Raw genomic sequence first — 19,422 nt, 5'->3', positions numbered from 1 at the left:
GATGAAGGGCAAATGACGGAAAACATCCAGAGCACAGAGTTCGACCCGGAGTTCGACGCCACCTGGGAAGAGGAAGACTTCTCGACGGGTGACTACGAACGTGTCGAGCGCGCCGCGCTGCGCCGTGTCGCGGGCCTGTCCACCGAGCTCGAGGACATCACCGAGGTCGAGTACCGGCAGCTCCGGCTGGAGCGGGTCGTGCTCGTCGGGGTGTGGACCGAGGGCACCGCCGCGGACTCCGACGCGTCGATGGCCGAGCTCGCCCGCCTCGCCGAAACCGCGGGTTCCGAGGTTCTCGAGGGCGTCGTGCAGCGGCGCGACAAGCCCGACGCGGCGACGTACATCGGCTCCGGCAAGGTCTCCGAGCTGCGTGACGTGGTGCAGGCGACCGGCGCGGACACGGTGATCTGCGACGGTGAGCTCTCTCCCGGCCAGCTGCGTCAGCTGGAGGAGAAGCTGAAGGTCAAGGTCATCGACCGCACCGCGCTCATCCTGGACATCTTCGCGCAGCACGCGCGGTCCAAGGAGGGCAAGGCGCAGGTCGAGCTGGCCCAGCTGCAGTACCTGATGCCGCGCCTGCGCGGCTGGGGTGAGACGTTGTCGAGGCAGGCCGGTGGTCGTGCCGGTGGCGGCAACGGCGGTGTGGGTCTGCGTGGTCCCGGTGAGACCAAGATCGAGACCGACCGTCGCCGGATCCGCGCGCGCATCTCGAAGCTGCGCCGCGAGATCGCCGCGATCGGCGTCATCCGCGAGACCAAGCGGGGCCGCCGCACGGCGAACGAGATCCCGAGCGTCGCGATCGCGGGCTACACGAACGCGGGCAAGTCGTCGCTGCTCAACGCGCTGACGGGTGCGGGTGTCCTGGTGGAGGACGCGCTGTTCGCCACCCTCGACCCGACGACGCGCCGCGCGCTGACCCCCGAAGGCCTGCCGTACACGCTGACGGACACGGTCGGCTTCGTCCGGCACCTGCCGCACCAGCTGGTCGAGGCGTTCCGCTCGACGTTGGAGGAGGTCGGCCAGTCCGATCTGCTCGTGCACGTCGTCGACGGCTCCGACGGCATGCCGGAGAAGCAGGTCAAGGCCGTGCGCGAGGTTCTCTCCGAGATCAACGACAAGACCGACACGCCGATGCCGCGTGAGCTGCTCGTCGTGAACAAGATCGACGCCGTGGGCGACCTCGGCATGGCCCGGTTGCGGCACCTGTTCCCGGACGCGTCGTTCGTGTCGGCGCACTCGGGCCTCGGCATCGAGGAGCTGCGGGTCCGCATCGCCGAGCTGATGCCCCATCCCGAGGTCGTGGTCGAGGCACTCGTGCCGTACGCGCGTGGCGAGGTCGTGGCCCGCGTGCACCGCGACGGTGAGGTGCTGTCCGAGAAGCACACGGAGTCGGGCACGCTGCTCAACGCCCGCGTGCGCCCGGACCTGGCCGACGTGCTCGAGGAGTTCGCGACGAACGGGACGCCTGCTTGATCCTCCCGCCTCCACCGGTGGACGTGTGCCCGGTAGCAATGCAGGAGCTCTCCGGGCTCACGTCCGACGGGAAACAGTTCTTCGCCGTCAGCGACAGCGACAACGGCACGCTGCGCATCCAGGTCATGGGTCGCGACTGCGTCGTGAAACGCACGATCACGGCGCCCGTCGACCCGTTCGACGTCGAAGACCTGGCGATGACGCCGGACGGCACCCTCTGGGCGTCCGACACCGGCGACAACAACAAGTCCCGCTCCACGGTCGCCCTGCACAAGGTCTCGCCTTCGGGCGCCGTGGAGCGGTTCCGCGTCACCTATCCGGACGGCAAACACGACGCCGAGGCGTTGTTCATCGACAAGTCCGGTACGCCGTACATCATCACGAAGGAACCCCTCGGGTCCGCACTCGTATACCGCCCGACGGCACCCCTCCGAACTGATACATCGGTGCCGTTGGAGCAGGTCACACGCGTGTCCCTGTCGTCGACGGACACTCCTGGCGGCCCGCTGGAGGGCACCCTCGACTCGCGCCTGGTGACCGGAGCCGCCTCGACCGCCGACGGCTCCGTCATCGCCCTGCGCACCTACACCGACGCCTACCTGTACCCGGTCCCCGACGGCGACGTCGTGAAGGCCCTCTCCGGTGACCCGGTCCGCGTCCCGTTGCCGAACGAACCCCAGGGCGAGGACATCGCCTTCGACGCGGACGGCACCCTGCTCTCCGCCTCCGAGGGCGCCGGCACCCCGATCCGCGCCATAGCGGGCGCCGCGGCCCTGGCCCAGCCACCGCCGCCGGCGACCACGACGCCGCCGCCCGCCGCCGACCAGGCCGAGACGTCCCCGCCGGCGGCGTCGTCCTGGCAGAACTGGCCGCTGGCGCTGACCCTGGGCGGCCTCGTGCTGATCGCCGCGCTGGTCATCGGCCTGCGTATGCGCCGCCGCGCCTGACCGATCAGTCCCAGGCGACGGGCATCCGTTCCAGGCCGCCGATCACCACACTCGCCCGATGCGGCAACTCGCTCTCCGGAACGGCCAGCCGCAGCTTCGGGAACCGGCTGAAGAGCCCGGGAAAGGCGATCTTCAACTCGATCCGCGCGAGGTGTTGCCCGATGCACTGGTGGATGCCGTGCCCGAACGCGAGATGCCCGATCGCTCCCCGAGCCAGGTCGAGCACGTCCGGGTCGGCATAGCGCGCCGGATCCCGGTTGGCTGACCCCAGCTCGACGAACACGGTGTCGCCCGCGCGCACGACGACGCCGTCGATCTCGAGGTCCTCCAGCGCGGTACGCGCGGTGGCGGGCGTCAAACTGATGTAGCGGAGCAACTCCTCGACCGCAGCCCCGGGATCGGCGAGCATCGCCGCCACCCGAGCCGGCTCACGCAGCAGCTCCAGCGTGCCGAGCGACAACATGTTCGTGGTCGTGTCGAGCCCACCGCCGAGCAAGGCCATGCCCATCGCCGCCATCTCGTCGTCGGTGAGCGGTGACTCGCCCGCCTCCGAGTTGACGAGGTCGCTCAGCACGTCGTCCGTCGGCTCAGCCCGCTTGGCCGCGACCATCTCCAGCATGAACTCCTGCAGCCTCCCGAAGGCGGCGAACATCGCCTCGGCCTCGCCGGCCTCCGCACCGCTCGCGCCGGTCAGCAGCATCGCGTCCTGCTGGAACTCCGTCCGGCGCTCGTACGGGACGCCGAGCAGCTCGCAGATCATCAGTCCCGGCACGGGCACCGCGAAGTGCTCTACCAGGTCGGCGGGTGACCCCTGGGCGGCCAGCGCGTCGAGGTGCTCGGCCGTGATCACCTCGAGCCGCTCGGCGAGCAGCCGCATCCGCCGCACCGTGAACTGACCGGTCAGCCTGCTCCGGTAGCGGGTGTGGTCCGGCGGGTCGTGATCGGTGAACGCACCGGGCGGCGACGGCGGCGCGTCCCCAGGGCTTCCCGGCCCGAACGGGTTGTGCATCAGATCCGGCCGGATGCTGAACCGGCCGTCCGCGAGCACCGCGCGCACAGTCGCGTGATCGTGCGCCCGCCAGCCGACGTGCCCATCCGGGTACGTCATCGGACTCAGTGGCATTGCTTCCCCCTTGCAACGAGTCTCTTTCCCCTCCCTGCAAGCTAAAAACGTTTGCGGACGAAGTCAAAAGACTCATTGCAATGGCCTGACGCGCAAGGCACCATGGTGTCGTGCCTGGTAAACGGCTAGACGAAGAAGAACGGCAGCTCATCGCCCAGTTCCTCTGGGACGGGCTGGGGTACTCCGAAATCGGCAGGCGGTTGCAAAGGCCGGCATCGACGATCCAGCGCGAAGTGGTTCGCAACGGTGGTCACAACAACTACCGGCCGGGCGCCGCGCACCGTGCGGCGAGCGAGCGGGCCGTGCGCCGGATGCCCGCTGTCGACGACCTCGACGTCGACGAGGAGGCGTACTCGTTCGACCGGAGTCCGGCGCGGGTGCAGGAGTTCCATCTGAGGCTGGTCGCCGTCTTCCGGCAGACCGGGCTGACGCGCACGGCGGCGCGGATCCTCGCGGAGATCTTCATGACCGACCGGGGCAGCCTGTCCGCGACGGAACTGGTGCTGCGGCTGTCGGTGAGCCCGGGAACGGTCTCGCGGTCGACCGCCTACCTGCAGGAGCTGGACCTGTTGCGCGCGGAACGCGACGGCAAGCGCATGCGCTACTTTCTGGGCGACGACCTCTGGTACCGGGCATGGCTGTCCAGCGCCCAGCGCAACTCGGTCTGGGCGCAGACAGGACTGGACGGTGCCGAGATCTTCGGTCTCGGCACCCCGGTCGGAGCCCGCCTCAAGGACATGGGCCAGTTCTTCGCGTTCGTCGTGGTGGACATGGAGGCCACCAGGGACAAGTGGCTCGACTTCTTCGAGAAGAAGAAGCGGGCCCGCGGGGAAGTTACGGGAGACGCCTGAGCACCGTCACGACCTTGCCGAGGATGGTGGCCTCGTCGCCGTTGATCGGCTGGTAGGCCGGGTTGTGCGGCATCAGCCACACGTGCCCGTCCTTGCGCTTGAACGTCTTCACGGTCGCCTCGCCGTCGATCATGGCGGCGACGATCTCGCCCTGGTCGGCGGTGGGCTGCTTGCGGATCACGACCCAGTCGCCGTCGGTGATCGCGGCGTCGATCATCGAGTCACCGACGACGCGCAGCAGGAACAGCTCGCCCTCGCCGACGATCTCGCGCGGCAGCGGGAACACGTCCTCGATCGACTCCTCGGCCAGGATCGGGCCACCGGCCGCGATCCGGCCGAGCATCGGCACGTACGCGGGCGTCGGCTTGGACATCGGGTCGAGGCCCGCGTCGATCTCGTTGGGCAGCATCCCGACCGCGCGCGGGCGGTTCGGATCGCGGCGCAGGAAGCCCTTCCGCTCCAGCGCGCGGAGCTGGTACGCGACCGACGAGGTCGACGTCAGGCCCACGGCCTCACCGATTTCACGCACGCTCGGCGGGTAACCGAATCGGTCGACCCAATCGCGAATCACGTCGAGCACTTTGCGCTGGCGCAAAGTAAGGCCGGCGTTTCCCGCGATCTCACTCACCGCTGCGCCCACAAGAGCTGGGTCCGGCTCGATCGTCTTGCCTGCCACGGTCGCTGTCCTCCTCGCCGCCCCCAGTTCGAATGGGATTCCGGCCTCCGTCGATCTTCGTGGTCGACGGTAGTCGTGTTTGCTGCACAGATCAAACACCTGTTCGAGGTATTTGGGCGCGTGTTGTGGCGTCAGGACGGCGGGTCTGGTAGAAATTCGCACGGACGTTCGATCGAACCCCTGTTCGATCATGGTGGTTGACCTGCGATGGAGGTCGTGATGGCGGTGCTCGTCGAGAAGCGGATGCGGGTAGTCGAGGACGCGGACGTCGCAGCCGGGCGTCCACTCCGTTCGGGTCCTCGTGTCATGCCGCGCAGGCCGGCGACCAGGCCGCGTCCGCTCGCGGTGCCCACGTCGCGCGAGTGGAGCTCGTGCGAGGTCCGGCCGCAGCGCGAGTCGCTGTTCGAACTCGTCGCCGTCGGCGTCTTGAGCGCACTGACAGTGGTCGCGCTCGGCGTGCTCTACCTACAGCAGGCGGGGGTCACCCCGTAGGCCTGCCCCTACATCTTGTGTTTCGATGCCCGCCGTGACGTGAACGCTCCGTCACCGGCGGGCTTTTTTGCGTAATCGCCGCTGATCGGCGCAACGTTCCCCCGTTCGAGTGGTGTGTCGAGTTGCGTTGCCGTCCGTCGCGATCTAGGTTCTACCCCTACATCTAGTGGTTACATCGTCGTAAGTAGTCCACAGGTTGTGGGTAACCCGACCAGTGAGGCTGCTGCGATGGGTGCTGCGCTGAGAAGGGGGGAAGTGGCGTGCGGTGTCCGTTCTGCCGTCATTCGGACTCACGGGTGGTCGACTCCCGTGAAGTCGACGAGGGACAGGTGATCCGTCGTCGCCGCTCCTGCAACAGCTGCAGCCGCAGGTTCACCACGGTCGAAGAAGCGGTTCTCGCCGTGGTCAAGCGCTCCGGGGTGACGGAGCCGTTCAGCCGCGACAAGGTCGTCGTCGGTGTGCGCAGGGCGTGCCAGGGCCGCCCGGTCGACGAGGACGCGTTCCAGCAACTCGCCCAGCGGGTGGAAGAGTCGATCCGGTCGACCGGATGCGCGGAAATCGCCAGTCACGAGGTGGGCCTCGCCATTCTCGGCCCCCTGCGCGAGCTCGACGAGGTCGCTTATCTGCGCTTCGCGAGCGTGTATCGCTCCTTCTCCTCGGTAGAGGACTTCGAGAAGGAAATCCTTGATCTTCGCACTGCCCGCGCCGAGGACACACCGGCGGAGCAGTGATCCGCGTGCCCCCGAGCGCGCGCAGCCACCATCTTTTTCTAAGCACCAGTACGAGGGAGATCCACCGTGACCGAGACCGTCGGCGGCTCAGCCAAGAAGACAGCCGCACGGGCGGCTGCGAAGCCTGCCGCGCTGAAGTTCCAGCGCGTCTACACCACCGAAGGCCGCCACCCCTATGACGAGGTCACGTGGGAGCGCCGCGACGTCGTCATGACGAACTGGCGCGACGGCTCGGTGAACTTCGAGCAGCGCGGTGTCGAGTTCCCCGAGTTCTGGTCGGTGAACGCCACGAATATCGTCACCAGCAAGTACTTCCGCGGTGCCGTCGGCAGCGAGAAGCGCGAGCAGTCGCTGCGGCAGCTGATCGACCGCGTCGTGAAGACCTACGTGGGAGCCGGCAAGGAGCACGGCTACTTCGTGGGTGAGCAGGACGCCGAGATCTTCGAGCACGAGCTCACCTACATGCTTCTGCACCAGGTGTTCAGCTTCAACTCGCCGGTGTGGTTCAACGTCGGCACGACCTCGCCGCAGCAGGTCAGCGCGTGCTTCATCCTCGCGGTCGACGACACGATGGAGTCGATCCTCAACTGGTACCGCGAGGAGGGCCTGATCTTCAAGGGCGGCTCCGGTGCCGGCCTGAACCTCTCGCGCATCCGTTCCTCGAAGGAGCTGCTGTCCTCCGGCGGCACCGCCTCGGGCCCGGTGTCGTTCATGCGTGGCGCCGACGCGTCCGCGGGCACCATCAAGTCCGGTGGCGCCACCCGCCGCGCGGCCAAGATGGTCGTCCTCGACGTCGACCACCCGGACGTCGAGGAGTTCATCGAGACCAAGGCGAAGGAAGAGAACAAGATCCGCGCGCTGCGCGACGCCGGGTTCGACATGGACCTGGGCGGCGCGGACATCGTGTCGGTGCAGTACCAGAACGCGAACAACTCGATCCGCGTGTCGGACGAGTTCATGCACGCCTACGAGAGCGGTGGCGACTTCGGCCTGCGCGCGCGTCAGACCGGTGAGGTCATCGAGCGCGTCGACGCCAAGTCGCTGTTCGGCAAGCTCGCCCAGGCGGCGTGGGCCTGTGCCGACCCCGGCATCCAGTACGACGACACGATCAACGACTGGCACACCTGCCCCGAGTCGGGCCGCATCACCGCGTCCAACCCGTGCTCGGAGTACATGCACCTCGACAACTCGAGCTGCAACCTCGCGTCGCTGAACCTGATGAAGTTCCTCGGTGACGACGGCCGCTTCGACGCCGTCACGTTCGCCAAGGCCGTCGAGCTGATCATCACCGCGATGGACATCTCGATCTGCTTCGCGGACTTCCCGACCGAGCCGATCGCGGACACCACCCGCAAGTTCCGCCAGCTCGGCATCGGCTACGCCAACCTCGGCGCGCTGCTGATGGCGACCGGCCACGCGTACGACTCCGAGGGCGGCCGCGCGCTCGCCGCGACCATCACCTCGCTGATGACCGGTGTCTCGTACCGCCGTTCCGCCGAGCTCGCGGGCATGGTCGGCGCGTACGACGGCTACAAGCGCAACGCCACGGCGCACCAGCGCGTCATGCGCAAGCACGCCGCCGCCAACGACCTGATCCGCACCTACCACGCGAACGACTCGTCGGTGCACAAGGTCGCGACCGAGGCGTGGCAGCAGGCCCTGGAGATCGGCGCGAAGAACGGCTGGCGCAACGCCCAGGCGTCCGTGCTGGCCCCCACCGGCACCATCGGCCTGATGATGGACTGCGACACCACCGGTATCGAGCCGGACCTGGCCCTGGTCAAGTTCAAGAAGCTCGTCGGCGGCGGCTCGATGCAGATCGTCAACCAGACGGTGCCGCGCGCGCTGAAGTCCCTGGGCTACCAGGACGAGCAGATCGAGGCCATCGTCGAGTTCATCGCCGAGCACGGCCACGTCGTCGACGCGCCGGGCCTGCGCCGCGAGCACTACGAGGTCTTCGACTGCGCCATGGGCGAGCGTTCCATCGCGCCCATGGGCCACGTGCGGATGATGGCGGCCACCCAGCCGTTCCTGTCCGGCGCGATCTCCAAGACGGTCAACATGCCGGAGACGGCGACCGTCGAAGAGGTCGAGGAGATCTACTACCAGGGCTGGAAGCTCGGCCTGAAGGCGCTCGCGATCTACCGCGACAACTGCAAGGTCGGCCAGCCGCTGTCCGCCGGCAAGGGCGCGAACAACGGCGCCGAGGCCAAGACCGAGACGGTCGTCGAGTACCGCCCGGTCCGCAAGCGCCTGCCGAAGAAGCGCCCGTCGCAGACCGTGTCGTTCACGGTCGGCGGCGCCGAGGGCTACCTGCACGCCGGCTCCTACCCGGACAACGGCCTGGGCGAGATCTTCGTCAAGCTGGGCAAGCAGGGCTCCACGCTGGCCGGCGTGATGGACGCGTTCTCCATGTCCATCTCGGTGGGCCTGCAGTACGGCATCCCGCTGGAGTTCTACGTCTCGAAGTTCCAGAACCTGCGCTTCGAGCCGGCGGGCATGACCGACGACCCGGACGTGCGCATCGCGACGTCGGTGCTGGACTACCTGTTCCGCCGCCTGGCGCTGGACTACCTGTCCTACGACAAGCGCGCGCAGCTCGGCATCTTCACCGCCGACGAGCGTTCGGCGCAGGTGGCCGGCGAGTACGGCGCACCGTCGTCCGATGTGGACCTCGAGGGTCTGCGCGGATCGGTGGAGGCCGCGCCGAAGCAGGTCGAGGCCGCCGTCGAGACGCCGAAGCAGGTGGGCAGCTCGACCGAGCTGCTGGAGCTGCACCTGGGCAAGGCCGCCGACGCGCCGCTGTGCATGACCTGCGGCACGAAGATGCGTCCGGCCGGCTCGTGCTACCTGTGCGAGGGCTGCGGCAGCACGTCCGGCTGCAGCTAGTTTTGAGGCCGAGTTGCGTTAATGCAACTTTGAGCCAGGTGCGCACAAACGCATGACGTGCACGTCGAGGTGGGGGTCAACCGCAAGGTTGGTCCCCACCTCGTGTTGGTGAGCTGGGGGAGATCAAGTCAGTCCTGGACACGCCCCGGCTCTGCCTGACCTGTTCGTGGTTTCGCCGGCTACAGGGAAGTTCTGATGGACACCGATCAACTCCTGGCGGGCTACCTCGTGGTCGCGAGAGGTGCCAGGGCGGACTGGCAGGACGTGGGGCTGCTGAGTGCTGACCTGATCTCGATGAGCGACTGCGTCGTGGATCTGGTGTCGGCGAAGCGTGATGGCTGGGACGACTGGTTCGATGACCCGGTTTCAGCTGAACAGTCGCGCGTTCGTGCAGACCGATCAGGGCCGCACGTGCTCGCTGTTGGCGTTGCCGCGACCGACGCCCCGGCCTTGCTCCAGGAAATGGCCGATGCAGGCTACGGCCCGGACACGGGCGGCGTGGTGGGACGTCTGGCTCGACGCGAAGCCTTTCCCGACCTCCATTCCGGTCGAGCGCTGGGCTTCGAGCTGGTCGGCTTCGACACCGGGGGCTGGCACACGTGGACCTGCCTCGGCGGGCTCGTCGACGACGTCCGGCAAGCGACGGGCGTTCGGCCGGGGAGATGGGGATTGATCCAGGACGAGCAGGAGGCCCGCCGGGCCGCGGCGTGGCTCACGGCTTCCGGGCTCGGCGATCCGAAGGTCTTCCTGTGGGTTCCAGCCCTCCTGGTCGACGTCACGGCAACTTGATGCCGTGGCGGTCCGCCAGCTTCTTCTCGATCTCCGCGATGACGCACGCGATCGTCGACGGGTTGAGCCGGCCCTCCCCGAAGCGCACGACGGTCTTCGCGAACTCGGCTGCCGCCAGCGCCCGGCACTCGGCGTTCAGCGACCGGTGGTTGACCGCCGCTTCCTCGAAGCACTCCAGCGGCTTGCGGCCGAAGATGACCTCGAACTCCTCCCACCCGCGCAACGTCCAGTACGTGTCGTAGGACGAGGCGGACGTCGCGCGCAGCCAACGCCACAGGTACCGCGGGTCCTGGTGGCTCGGCGACTCGCCGACGCACCGCCCGCACAGCAGCACGAGGTTGTCCGCGGTGCGACTGCCACCCATTGACGCAGGCACGACGAGGTGTTGCTCCAGTGAGGACCTGTAACCGCAGCGCCAGCATCGTTCGTGGGCCGTGCTCCAGTCGATGACGAGCTCGACCTCGTGCTCGACCCAGTACGCGACGATCTGCTGGTTGCTGATGCTCATGTGATCCTTCCCCAGTTGTTGCTGCCTCCCCTGTCGGTCATGAAGGCGATTCCGTTTCGCCTACCCGCAACTGATAGAACATCTCGCATTAAGGGGGAGAGATGCCTTCGTTCGACGACTTACGCCGGTACCTGCTCGGTCAGCTCAACGCGGCTGTCCGGCGTCCCGGCATGTACGGCGGTGAGGCGGTGATCCTCACCCTGCTCGACGCGCTGGCGTTCGCCGACGACCGCACGGACCGGTGGCAGATCGAGCTCGAGGCGTTGGTCAAGCGCGGCGCGGCGAACGCGGCGATGGTCAGCGGCGCGGTGCACGAGGCGCTCGGGCACCGCAGCGAGGACGTCATGGCGTCGGTGTACGCGGACCTCGCGCACCGGCAGGGCTGGCTGTCCCTCGACGCCGACAGCCGGATCCCCGGTGTGCTGGGGGAGCGGGACTGCCTGCTCGACGACGTGATCGCCGAGTACGGGGAGCCGCCGTTGTGGCTGGGCGGCACGAATCCCAAGTACTCGAAGACGCTCGGCTACCCGGACCGCTCGGGGGCGCTGGTGTTCTTCCACTTCATGCCGGAGATGCGGCTGATGGCCACGCGGCGTGGTGACGGCGGCTTCCGCGACAGCTTCGTCTTCACACCTGCCGGGCTGTCCCGATGAACTCCTCTCCGAACGGCGCGTCCGCCACGGAATACCGGAGCTCGCGCAGGTCCGAATCCAGGTGCCTTGGGTAGGTCAAACCGGTAAAATCGCAGGTGATGCGCATAGTTCTGCACACTCGTGCGCGCCTGGACCTCGCATACGCCTCGCTCGACGGGCTCTCCGTCGGCGACGCTCTGGGCGCTCAGTTCTTCATGGTCGGCCGCTCGTTGCCCGACCTCGTGGCCGGCAAGCCGCCACGGGGTCCGTGGGAGTGGACCGACGACACCGAAATGGCCTGCAACCTCGTCGCCGAGCTCCGTGACCACGGCGACGTCGACCAAACCCGGCTCGCGGCGACGTTCGCCGATCGGTGCGAGCCCTACCGCGGGTATGGTGCGGGCGCTTTCACCATCCTGCGCAAGATCCGGCAGGGCACGCCGTGGAAAGAGGCGGCCTCCAGCGCGTTCGACGGTCAAGGCTCGTGCGGCAACGGGGCGGCGATGCGGATCGCACCCCTGGGCGCGTACTTCGCCGACGACCCTCGAACCGTGACGACGCAAGCGATCCGGGCCAGCGAGGTGACGCACCAGCATCCCGAGGGCGTCATGGGCGGCCTCGCGGTGGCACACGCGGCGGCCGTCGCGGCGAAGGCGCGGCTGACGGGCACGCCTCCGCCGGATCTGCTCGGGACGGTGCTCGACCACCTCGAAGACTCGTTCGTGCGCAAGGGGATCGACAAGGCGCGCAAGATCGGCAACGCCGAAGAGGCCGCGTACGTCCTCGGCAACGGCTCGCGGGTGACGGCGCAGGACACCGTGCCGTTCACGCTCTGGGTCGCCACCCATCACCTCGACGACTACCGCGCGGCCATCACGGCGTGCGTCAGGGCGGGCGGTGACGTCGACACGACGGCCGCGATCGTCGGCGGCATCATCGCGAACCCGCCGGAGGAGTGGCGACGGGAGCGTGAGCCCCTTCCGGACTGGGTGGAGCGCTCTGATCAGGAGGTTCAATCCTGAGGGCGTGACTTATTCATCACGTGTTGAGTTTTTGGCCGAATGCTCGTAGCCTCCTCTTCAGGCAGACCTTGGAGAGGTGACCATGACGCTCACCATCGGCTTCGAGTCCATCAACGGCACGATGCTCGCCGAGGTGGGCGGCAAGGCCGCGAACCTCGGCGAGCTCACCAGGGCCGGCCTGCCGGTGCCGCAGGGTTTCTGCGTCACCATCGACGCTTACCGCGCCGTCGCGCGGGCCGGCGAGCTGGCGAGCACCAGTCCGGAGAACGCCCGCAGGATGTTGCTGGACACCGCGGTGCCGCAGGAGATCCGGGACGCGATCGTCGCCGAGTACCGCGCACTCGGCGACGATCGCGGCTCCGGGGTCCCGGTCGCGGTGCGGTCCAGCGCCACGGCCGAGGACCTGCCGTTCGCGAGCTTCGCGGGCCAGCAGGACACGTTCCTCAACGTCGTCGGCGAGGACGAGGTGGTCGACGCCGTGCGCCGGTGCTGGGCGTCGCTGTGGACGGACCGCGCGGTCAGCTACCGCGACACCAACGGCATCGACCACACCACGACCTACCTGGCCGTCGTCGTGCAACGGATGGTGCAGTCCGCGGTGTCCGGCGTGATGTTCACGGCGAACCCGGTCACCGGCACGCGCGACCAGATCGTCATCGACGCGAGTCCCGGTCTCGGTGAGGCCGTGGTGTCCGGTGCCGTCAACCCCGACCACTTCATCGTCGACGGCAGCGAGATCGTCGAGAAACGGCTGGGGGACAAGAGGATGGTCATCCGCTCGCTGCCCGGTGGCGGTACCGAGCACGTGGAGGTCGGCGAAAGCGGAGAGCAGTGCCTCACCGACGGGCAGATCCACGGGCTCGCCGTCCTCGGCCGCGAGGTGCAGCAGCATTACGGCTCACCGCAGGACATCGAGTGGGCGATCGACGACGACGGCGAACCGCACCTCACCCAGGCGCGGCCGATCACGACGCTGTTCCCGTTGCCGGACAACCCGGACGGCAACCCGCACGTCTACTTCTGCTTCAGCCTCGCGCAAGGGCTCGAACGACCGATCACACCGATGGGGCGCGCGACGTTCCGGGAGATCTCCAAGTCCGCCCTGGAGATCGTGATCGGGGATGTGCGGAGCAAGTCCTATGTGGAGAGCGGCGAGCGCATCTTCTTCGACGTCACCAAGGTGTTGCAGAGCGCGGTGGGCCGTGAGTTCATCACGCGCCTGCTCGGTGTGATGGAGGCGCGCTCCTCCGAGGTGCTGCGCGGCCTGTTCGACGACCCGAGGTTCGCGGTCAGGAACTCCTCGTCGGCGCCCGCGTTGAAGCGCGTTCTCAGACTCGCCCGCCGCTTCCGCGTTCCCGTGACGGTGATGAAGGCGCTGGCGAACCCCGAGAAAGCCGTGCGCGACGCGTTGCTGCTGGAACGCCAGATCCTGGAGAAGTCCGCGATCCTCCCGATCGAGCAGGCGCTGCAGCAGTGCGTCGTGCCGGTGCTGCCCCGTCTCGCACCCACCGCCCTGGTCGGGTTCGCGCTGCTCGGCCTGGTCGGCAAGGTCGTGAAGACCAGGCCGGGGGAGTTGCAGACCGTGCTGCGCGGCCTGCCGAACAACATCACCACCGAGATGGACATGGCGATGTGGGGCCTCGCGCAGGAGATCCGGCACGATCCCGTCGCGCTGCGGCAGTTTCAGAACGGCGAACGCCCGGCCGCCCTCGACCGCTTCCTCGCGCGGTGGGGCCACCGCGCCGTCGCCGAGATCGACCTGGGCCTGCCGCGGTGGTCCGACGACCCGGCGCACGTCATCGGCGTCATCAAGAACTTCCTGCGCCTGGAAGGCGACCAGGGCCACCCCGACGCGGTCTTCGCCCGCGGTGCCGCCGAGGCCGAGGCGATGATCGAGACGCTCGCTCGCCGTGCCTGGGGTCGAGGCTGGTTCGTGCGCTTCGCGTTGCGCCGCACCAGGTTGCTCGCCGGCCTGCGGGAGTACCCGAAGTACCTGGTCATCACGTTGTTCGGCGCCCTTCGGAAGCGCATCGCCGCCATCGGCGCCGAACTCGTCGCGGCCGGTCGGCTGGACGTCGCGGACGACGTGTTCTTCCTGAACTTCGAGGAAATGCGCTCTCCGCAGGGAGATCTGCGTCCGATCGTGGCCGGGCGCCGCGAGGTCTACGACCGCGAGATGCGACGCAGGCACATCCCGCGCGTGCTGCTGTCGGACGGCACGGAACCGGAAGCCGTGCACCACGGCGGTCCGGTGGAGGGTGATCTCGTCGGCACACCGGCGTCGGCGGGCACGATCACCGGCATCGCGCGCGTCGTCATGGACCCGGTCGGCGCGCACCTCGAACCGGGCGAGATCCTCGTGGCACCGTCGACGGACCCGGGGTGGACGCCGTTGTTCCTGACGGCGGGCGGCCTGGTGATGGAGATGGGCGGCGCGAACTCGCACGGCGCGGTCGTGGCGCGGGAGTACGGCATTCCGGCGGTCGTGGGCGTGCGCGAGGCCGTGACGCGGATCAGGACCGGTGAGCGGATCACCGTGGACGGCAGCACGGGCGCGGTGATCACGCTGGAGTCGCCGGTTGAGGTCTCAGAGCGTCCGCCGGACGCGTAATGTCGGGTTCGTGGCTGAGTCCAAGGGTGAGCTGAACAAGGCCCAGCAGGGCATCGCCGACTACCTGCTGCGCGCGGGCGTGGACGGCTTCGGGCCGTTCAAGGGCGCCCGCGAGGCGGCGTCCGACGCGCTCGTCAAGAAGGGCGACGAGACCGCCGCGATCAAGCACCTCATCCGCACGCACGTGGCACTGGCGGGCGCGCAGGGCTTCATCACGAACCTCGGCGGCCTGATCACGCTGCCGATCTCGCTCCCGTCCAACGTCGCCGCCACCTACGTCATCCAGACGCACCTCATCGCGTCCATCGCGTCGGTGCGCGGGCACGACGTGGACAGCGACGAGGTGCAGATGGCGATCCTGCTGTGCCTTCTCGGCAATGCCGGAACCGAGCTGTTCAAGAAAGTCGGCATCAAGCAGTTCACCAAGAAGGCCGCGTCGGCACTCATCACAAAATACGGTACGAAGAAACTCGGCACCGTCGCGGCGAAGGGCGTCCCGCTGCTGGGCGGCGTCATCGGCGGTGGCGTCGACGCCGCGTCCACCAGGGCGGTCGGCGCATTCGCGAATCGCTACTTCACTCAGACGGACGTATTGCCGAAGTTCATCGACGGCGAGGTCCTGTCCGTTGAGATCGAGGAAGCGGACGGAACGACCGATCCGCGCTAGCTCAGCCGGTCCAGCGCGGAACTGAACGCGTCCGGCGGGATGAGCACGCCACCGCTGAACGGGTTCTGCAGCTGGTGGATCGCGAACAGCAGCAGAACCAGCGTCGAGCTCAGCGTGATCGTGATCAGCAGCTGCGAGGTCAGGGTCGGCCCGCCGAACAGGTACGGGAACAGCAGCGAGAGCACGGTGCCGATCAGCAGCGCGAGCCACACGACCGGGTTGACCCCGTTGTCCGCCGCGTCCAGCCGTTCCTGCCTGGCCTGGTAGACCTCCCACAGCTGGTTCGCCGCCTCGGCCTTGCGGTCCTCCTGCCAGCCGCCGTCCGGCGTCGCCGTCGAGATCGTGTCCTTGAGCTGGTTCAACGTGGTCCAGCCCTGGTTCCCGACCTCCTCGCCCTCGCGCATGCGGGGCCACTCGTCGTCGACGACGATCGACACGTAGTCGCGGATCAGCTGGTCGACCTTCGACTTCGCGGGTTCCGGCAGCGAGTCCGACGACCAGTTGACGGCGACCAGCGCGTTGGCCTCCTTCTGCACCTGCTCCTCGGCGCCGTTGGCCGAGTCGAACAGGGAGATCAGGATGAACGCGGCGAGCACCGCGTGCAGGCCGGCGACGATGCTGAACACCGACCCGCCCGCGCCGAGGTTCTTCTCGCCCACTTCGGCCGAGCCGAACCGCCGGGTGATGACGACGAGAACGGCGGAGATGGCGGCGGCACCGAGAACCCAGAGCGTGCCGCTGAGGTAAATGCTCAATTCGGCTCCTTTCTGGTGTGGGATTAGACCACGGTCTACTGTGGCCGGTACAGCACGGTCTGGTTAACGAGTAATGGTCAGGTGGGAATGCGCGGCAACAGCACAAATACCCGGTTGTCGTATTGGGCTACTCCATACCGGTGGCGGCGTGATTCGCTCGCGTTGGGCGCGGTCTCGTCGCTATTGGTGCTTTCCACGCCGTTCACCAGCACCGTTGCTCAGGCCGCACCGCAGAACTGTGATGCTTATCAAGTACGTTCATCCCATCGTGGACACTTTTCGGCGTTCACGAAAGTGGACGTGTCATCCGGTGGGGTGACGGAAGTGGCCCGCTTGGACTACGCGGTGAACGCACTGGGGTACTCGTCGGCGATGGGCCGTCTGGTGGGGCTCACGTCCAAGGGGCATCACTGGTGGAAGAACCCGTCGCACGTCGTGCTGATCGACACCAAGGGCGCGGTCAACGACCTCGGACCCGTTGACGCGCACTGGTTCCGCACTGACGACGTGTCGGCGGGCGCGGTCGTCGGCACCACCTTCTACGTGCGCGACCACGCCCGGCTGCACTCAATCGACATCGATCCGGCCAGCTCGTCGTATCTCAAGATCGTGCGCACCGTGGTGCTGGACTGGCCCGCCCTGGCGCTCGACGACTTCACCGCAGACCCGGCGAGCGGCAAGCTGACCGGGGTGTCGGCCGCGGGCGTGGGGCCGGGTGAGGTCGTGTCGTTCGACCCGGTGACCGGGCGGGTGCTGACCAGGACGGAGATCGCCGGGCTGCCCGGCAAGTCGACGTACGGCGCAGTGCTGATCGACTCGGCCGGCACCGTCTACGCCGTCAACAACGGCTACAAGGGCCGCAGCCGCGTCTACCGCGTCACGGGCACCACGGCCGCGGAACTCTCGACCGGCCCGCAGATGGGCATGATCGACGCGGCGGGTTGCCTGCCGAACCCGATGCCACCGCGCGTCAAACCGCCGGCACCCCGCCCCGAGGTGCCGACGCCCCCGACACCGCCCGCTCCTCCCGTGCCGATCCCGGCTCCGGCCCCAGCGCCTGCACCGGTCGTGCCGCCGCCTCCGGCCACCACGGCCACGCCGCCTCCTGCTCCGCCGCGGCAACCGGTGCCGGTGCGTGCCGCGCGTCAGAAACCCGAGCCCCGCAAGGAAGTCGCGCTCGACCCGGAGACGACGCCGATGACCAAGTCCCGCAAGTGGGCGATGGTCACCGTCATCCTCGTGATGCTCGGCGCCGGCGCGGCCGCCGCTCGGGGCCGGGGTTAGACCTCGATTTAAATCGGTTGGCACGAGGCGGCAGCGCCGTTAGCGTTGCGGACATGCTCTTCATCTGATGAAGCCCTCGCAGCGCTCTCGACGCTGCCCTCGCGACCTCGTCGTCGCGCTCGTCTCCGGTGACCCATGCGCGGGTCCATCTCTCACGGCCGTCGTTTCGCCGTGTCCTTTGCACGCCCTCTCCGCGAGGAGGCTTTCGCATGCCTGACACCACCCAACCCCAGCCCGAGCCGGGCAACCGCGCTGCGCGACGTGCGCAGAAGCGGGGCAAGCAGGACCAGAACACGCACTTCCAGCTGCCGCAGCAGCGTGTGCCACTGGTCCACCCGCGCCAGTTCGCGACCCGTCGCCGCGGAGGATCCGCGTAGCCGACGCCGAACCAGGCGCGACACCGGCAGGGGACGTAGCCGAACGGCTACGTCCCCTGCTCTCTTCGTGGGCTTGATCTCCCGTTCTGTCCGGATCCGATCTAGCCTGAGTTGCTACCGGACCGACAGGATCGGAGGCGCCAGGTGAGGATCGCTGACGTTTTGCGGGCCAAGGGATCGGCGGTCGCGACAATCGACCCGGACGTCCCGGTGTCCGAACTGCTCAGAGCGCTCGCCGAACACAACATCGGCGCGATCGTCGTAGTCGGTTCGTCCGGCGTGGCGGGGATCGTGTCGGAGCGCGACGTGGTGCGCCGGCTGCACGAGGTCGGCGCGGACCTGCTGTCCTCGCCCGTGTCGGCGATCATGACCGCCGACGTCTTCACCTGTTCGCCGTCGGACACGGTGGACAGCCTCACGGTCGTGATGACCGAGCGGCGCTTCCGCCACGTACCCGTGCTGTCCGACGGGCAACTGGTCGGCATCGTCAGCATCGGCGACGTGGTGAAGAGCCGGATCGGACAGCTCGAGCAGTCGCAGGACCAGCTGCAGGCCTACATCGCCCAAGGCTGACCGGCGCCCCGGGCCCCGGGACGCCTCAGTACGCTGGATCGGGTGAAACCTTCTCCTGACCGGCCCGAACTCCTCCCAGAACTGGTGGAGGTCGCACCAGGGGTCCACGCCTACATCCAGCCCGACGGATCCTGGATGATCAACAACACCGGTGTCGTCGTCGGCTCGGACGACACGCTGCTGCTCGTGGACACCACGTCCACCGAGGCACGCAACCGCGCGTTGCTCGCCTCGGTGGCGTCGGTGTCCTCAGCCGCGCCCAGCTACGTGATCAACACCCACCACCACGGCGACCACACCTTCGGCAACTGGCTCATGCCGCCCTCAACCGTGATCGTCGGCCACGAGGCATGCCGCGAAGAAGTACTCGCCGCCGGCCTTCTCGCCGCGCAGGTCCTGACGGGCCCGGACTACGGCCACATCGAGGTCCGCCCGCCGTCGCTCACCTACAGCAACTCCCTGACGCTGCACCTGGGCACACGCGTGGTCGAACTGCACCACCCCGGCCCAGCGCACACCCGCGGCGACACCGTCGTGTGGCTCCCGGCCGAGCGCGTCCTGTTCACCGGCGACCTGGTCTTCGCGGGCGGCCAGCCGTTCCTCGCCGAGGGCAGCATCCAGGGCTACCTGTCAGCACTCGAGTTCCTGCGCGCGTTCGACGCCGCCGTGATCGTCCCCGGTCACGGTCCGCTACTGCGGGGCCCCGAAATCGCCCGCGTTCTCGACGACCTGGTCGCCTACACGACCTACCTCTCGGAGTTGGCAACCTCCGGCCACGCCGCCGGCAAAACGCCGATGGAAGTCGTCCGCGAGGCAGGGGAGTCGCGCTTCTCGTCGTGGCAGGAGTCCGAGCGCCTGGTCGGCAACCTCCACCGCGCCTACCGCGAACTGGATGGCAAGCCGCTCTCCGAACGCCTCGAACTGCCTCGCGTGTGGATGGACATGATGGAGCTCCACGGCGGCCCCATCGCCTGCCACGCGTAACCCCAACCAATATATTACTTTCGCACCGCCTCTGAACT

General features: G+C 68.1%; 19 protein-coding genes. 15 read left to right on the top strand and 4 right to left on the bottom strand.

Features of this window, described 5'->3' with window-relative positions; translation table 11 throughout:
* Nucleotides 1-12: 12 nt before the first annotated feature.
* On the top strand, nt 13-1,473 hold the full coding sequence (hflX, locus tag AB0M48_RS40925; protein ID WP_319984322.1) for a GTPase HflX: 1,461 nt from the start codon (nt 13-15) through the stop codon (nt 1,471-1,473).
* The gene (locus AB0M48_RS40920) at nt 1,470-2,420 is read left to right on the top strand and encodes a hypothetical protein (protein WP_363853246.1); all 951 of its coding nucleotides are present in this window, start codon (nt 1,470-1,472) and stop codon (nt 2,418-2,420) included. Before hflX ends, AB0M48_RS40920 begins: the two co-directional genes overlap by 4 nt.
* Nucleotides 2,421-2,424: 4 nt before the next feature.
* Here the strand turns inward: AB0M48_RS40920 and AB0M48_RS40915 are convergent, their stop codons facing one another.
* Nucleotides 2,425-3,528: a cytochrome P450 gene (locus tag AB0M48_RS40915; protein ID WP_363853243.1), complete on the bottom strand. Its 1,104-nt coding sequence runs from the start codon at nt 3,526-3,528 to the stop codon at nt 2,425-2,427.
* A 125-nt stretch (nt 3,529-3,653) separates the two neighbouring features.
* Here AB0M48_RS40915 and AB0M48_RS40910 point away from each other — a divergent pair, with 125 nt between their 5' ends.
* Complete coding sequence (locus AB0M48_RS40910) at nt 3,654-4,394, top strand: helix-turn-helix domain-containing protein (RefSeq protein WP_363853241.1); 741 nt, start codon at nt 3,654-3,656, stop codon at nt 4,392-4,394.
* Here the strand turns inward: AB0M48_RS40910 and lexA are convergent.
* Nucleotides 4,378-5,034, bottom strand: a complete 657-nt coding sequence (gene lexA / locus AB0M48_RS40905; RefSeq protein ID WP_363853382.1) for a transcriptional repressor LexA — start codon at nt 5,032-5,034, stop codon at nt 4,378-4,380. The genes AB0M48_RS40910 and lexA overlap by 17 nt on opposite strands.
* Before the next feature lie 243 nt (nt 5,035-5,277).
* Here lexA and AB0M48_RS40900 point away from each other — a divergent pair, with 243 nt between their 5' ends.
* The 4 genes from AB0M48_RS40900 to AB0M48_RS40885 all read left to right on the top strand — a co-directional run bounded on the left by AB0M48_RS40900 (nt 5,278) and on the right by AB0M48_RS40885 (nt 9,971).
* Nucleotides 5,278-5,562, top strand: a complete 285-nt coding sequence (locus AB0M48_RS40900; protein WP_363853238.1) for a hypothetical protein — start codon at nt 5,278-5,280, stop codon at nt 5,560-5,562.
* Between the two features lie 260 nt (nt 5,563-5,822).
* Nucleotides 5,823-6,293 (top strand): transcriptional regulator NrdR, encoded by a 471-nt coding sequence (gene nrdR, locus AB0M48_RS40895; RefSeq protein WP_266042139.1) that lies wholly within the window; start codon nt 5,823-5,825, stop codon nt 6,291-6,293.
* Nucleotides 6,294-6,359: 66 nt separating this feature from the next.
* A complete protein-coding gene (locus AB0M48_RS40890) occupies nt 6,360-9,182 on the top strand; it encodes a vitamin B12-dependent ribonucleotide reductase (RefSeq protein ID WP_363853233.1) in 2,823 nt (940 codons plus the stop codon).
* Between the two features lie 195 nt (nt 9,183-9,377).
* The gene (locus AB0M48_RS40885) at nt 9,378-9,971 is read left to right on the top strand and encodes a hypothetical protein (RefSeq protein ID WP_363853230.1); all 594 of its coding nucleotides are present in this window, start codon (nt 9,378-9,380) and stop codon (nt 9,969-9,971) included.
* Here AB0M48_RS40885 and AB0M48_RS40880 read toward each other — a convergent pair.
* Complete coding sequence (locus tag AB0M48_RS40880; protein ID WP_363853228.1) at nt 9,958-10,479, bottom strand: HNH endonuclease signature motif containing protein; 522 nt, start codon at nt 10,477-10,479, stop codon at nt 9,958-9,960. The two genes, AB0M48_RS40885 and AB0M48_RS40880, sit on opposite strands and share 14 nt — an antisense overlap.
* A gap of 101 nt (nt 10,480-10,580) precedes the next feature.
* On the opposite strand from AB0M48_RS40880, the gene AB0M48_RS40875 reads away from it, so the two are divergent.
* The 4 genes from AB0M48_RS40875 to AB0M48_RS40860 all read left to right on the top strand — a co-directional run bounded on the left by AB0M48_RS40875 (nt 10,581) and on the right by AB0M48_RS40860 (nt 15,411).
* Complete coding sequence (locus tag AB0M48_RS40875) at nt 10,581-11,132, top strand: hypothetical protein (RefSeq protein WP_363853225.1); 552 nt, start codon at nt 10,581-10,583, stop codon at nt 11,130-11,132.
* A 98-nt stretch (nt 11,133-11,230) separates the two neighbouring features.
* On the top strand, nt 11,231-12,133 hold the full coding sequence (locus AB0M48_RS40870) for an ADP-ribosylglycohydrolase family protein (protein ID WP_363853222.1): 903 nt from the start codon (nt 11,231-11,233) through the stop codon (nt 12,131-12,133).
* Nucleotides 12,134-12,215: 82 nt separating this feature from the next.
* A complete protein-coding gene (locus AB0M48_RS40865; RefSeq protein ID WP_363853220.1) occupies nt 12,216-14,744 on the top strand; it encodes a PEP/pyruvate-binding domain-containing protein in 2,529 nt (842 codons plus the stop codon).
* A gap of 10 nt (nt 14,745-14,754) precedes the next feature.
* Nucleotides 14,755-15,411 (top strand): EcsC family protein, encoded by a 657-nt coding sequence (locus AB0M48_RS40860; protein WP_363853218.1) that lies wholly within the window; start codon nt 14,755-14,757, stop codon nt 15,409-15,411.
* On the opposite strand, the gene AB0M48_RS40855 is transcribed toward AB0M48_RS40860, so the two are convergent.
* On the bottom strand, nt 15,408-16,166 hold the full coding sequence (locus tag AB0M48_RS40855; protein WP_363853216.1) for a DUF4239 domain-containing protein: 759 nt from the start codon (nt 16,164-16,166) through the stop codon (nt 15,408-15,410). The genes AB0M48_RS40860 and AB0M48_RS40855 overlap by 4 nt on opposite strands.
* Before the next feature lie 324 nt (nt 16,167-16,490).
* On the opposite strand from AB0M48_RS40855, the gene AB0M48_RS40850 reads away from it, so the two are divergent.
* The 4 genes from AB0M48_RS40850 (at nt 16,491) to AB0M48_RS40835 (ending at nt 19,384) form a co-directional block, all read left to right on the top strand.
* Entirely contained in the window at nt 16,491-17,450 is a 960-nt protein-coding gene (locus AB0M48_RS40850) for a hypothetical protein (protein ID WP_363853213.1), read from the top strand.
* 209 nt (nt 17,451-17,659) lie between these two features.
* Nucleotides 17,660-17,827, top strand: a complete 168-nt coding sequence (locus AB0M48_RS40845) for a hypothetical protein (protein ID WP_170176661.1) — start codon at nt 17,660-17,662, stop codon at nt 17,825-17,827.
* Nucleotides 17,828-17,971: 144 nt separating this feature from the next.
* Nucleotides 17,972-18,400: a CBS domain-containing protein gene (locus AB0M48_RS40840; RefSeq protein ID WP_363853209.1), complete on the top strand. Its 429-nt coding sequence runs from the start codon at nt 17,972-17,974 to the stop codon at nt 18,398-18,400.
* Nucleotides 18,401-18,442: 42 nt separating this feature from the next.
* Nucleotides 18,443-19,384 carry an MBL fold metallo-hydrolase gene (locus AB0M48_RS40835; RefSeq protein ID WP_363853206.1) on the top strand — a complete coding sequence of 314 codons (942 nt, stop codon included), beginning with the start codon at nt 18,443-18,445 and terminating at the stop codon, nt 19,382-19,384.
* Nucleotides 19,385-19,422: the final 38 nt, after the last annotated feature.

The organism is Lentzea sp. NPDC051208, assembly GCF_040682435.1.
Taxonomy (GTDB): domain Bacteria; phylum Actinomycetota; class Actinomycetes; order Mycobacteriales; family Pseudonocardiaceae; genus Lentzea; species Lentzea kristufekii.
The sequence above is the reverse complement of the archived record's forward strand: the minus strand, read 5'-3'. Positions and strand labels throughout refer to the sequence as shown.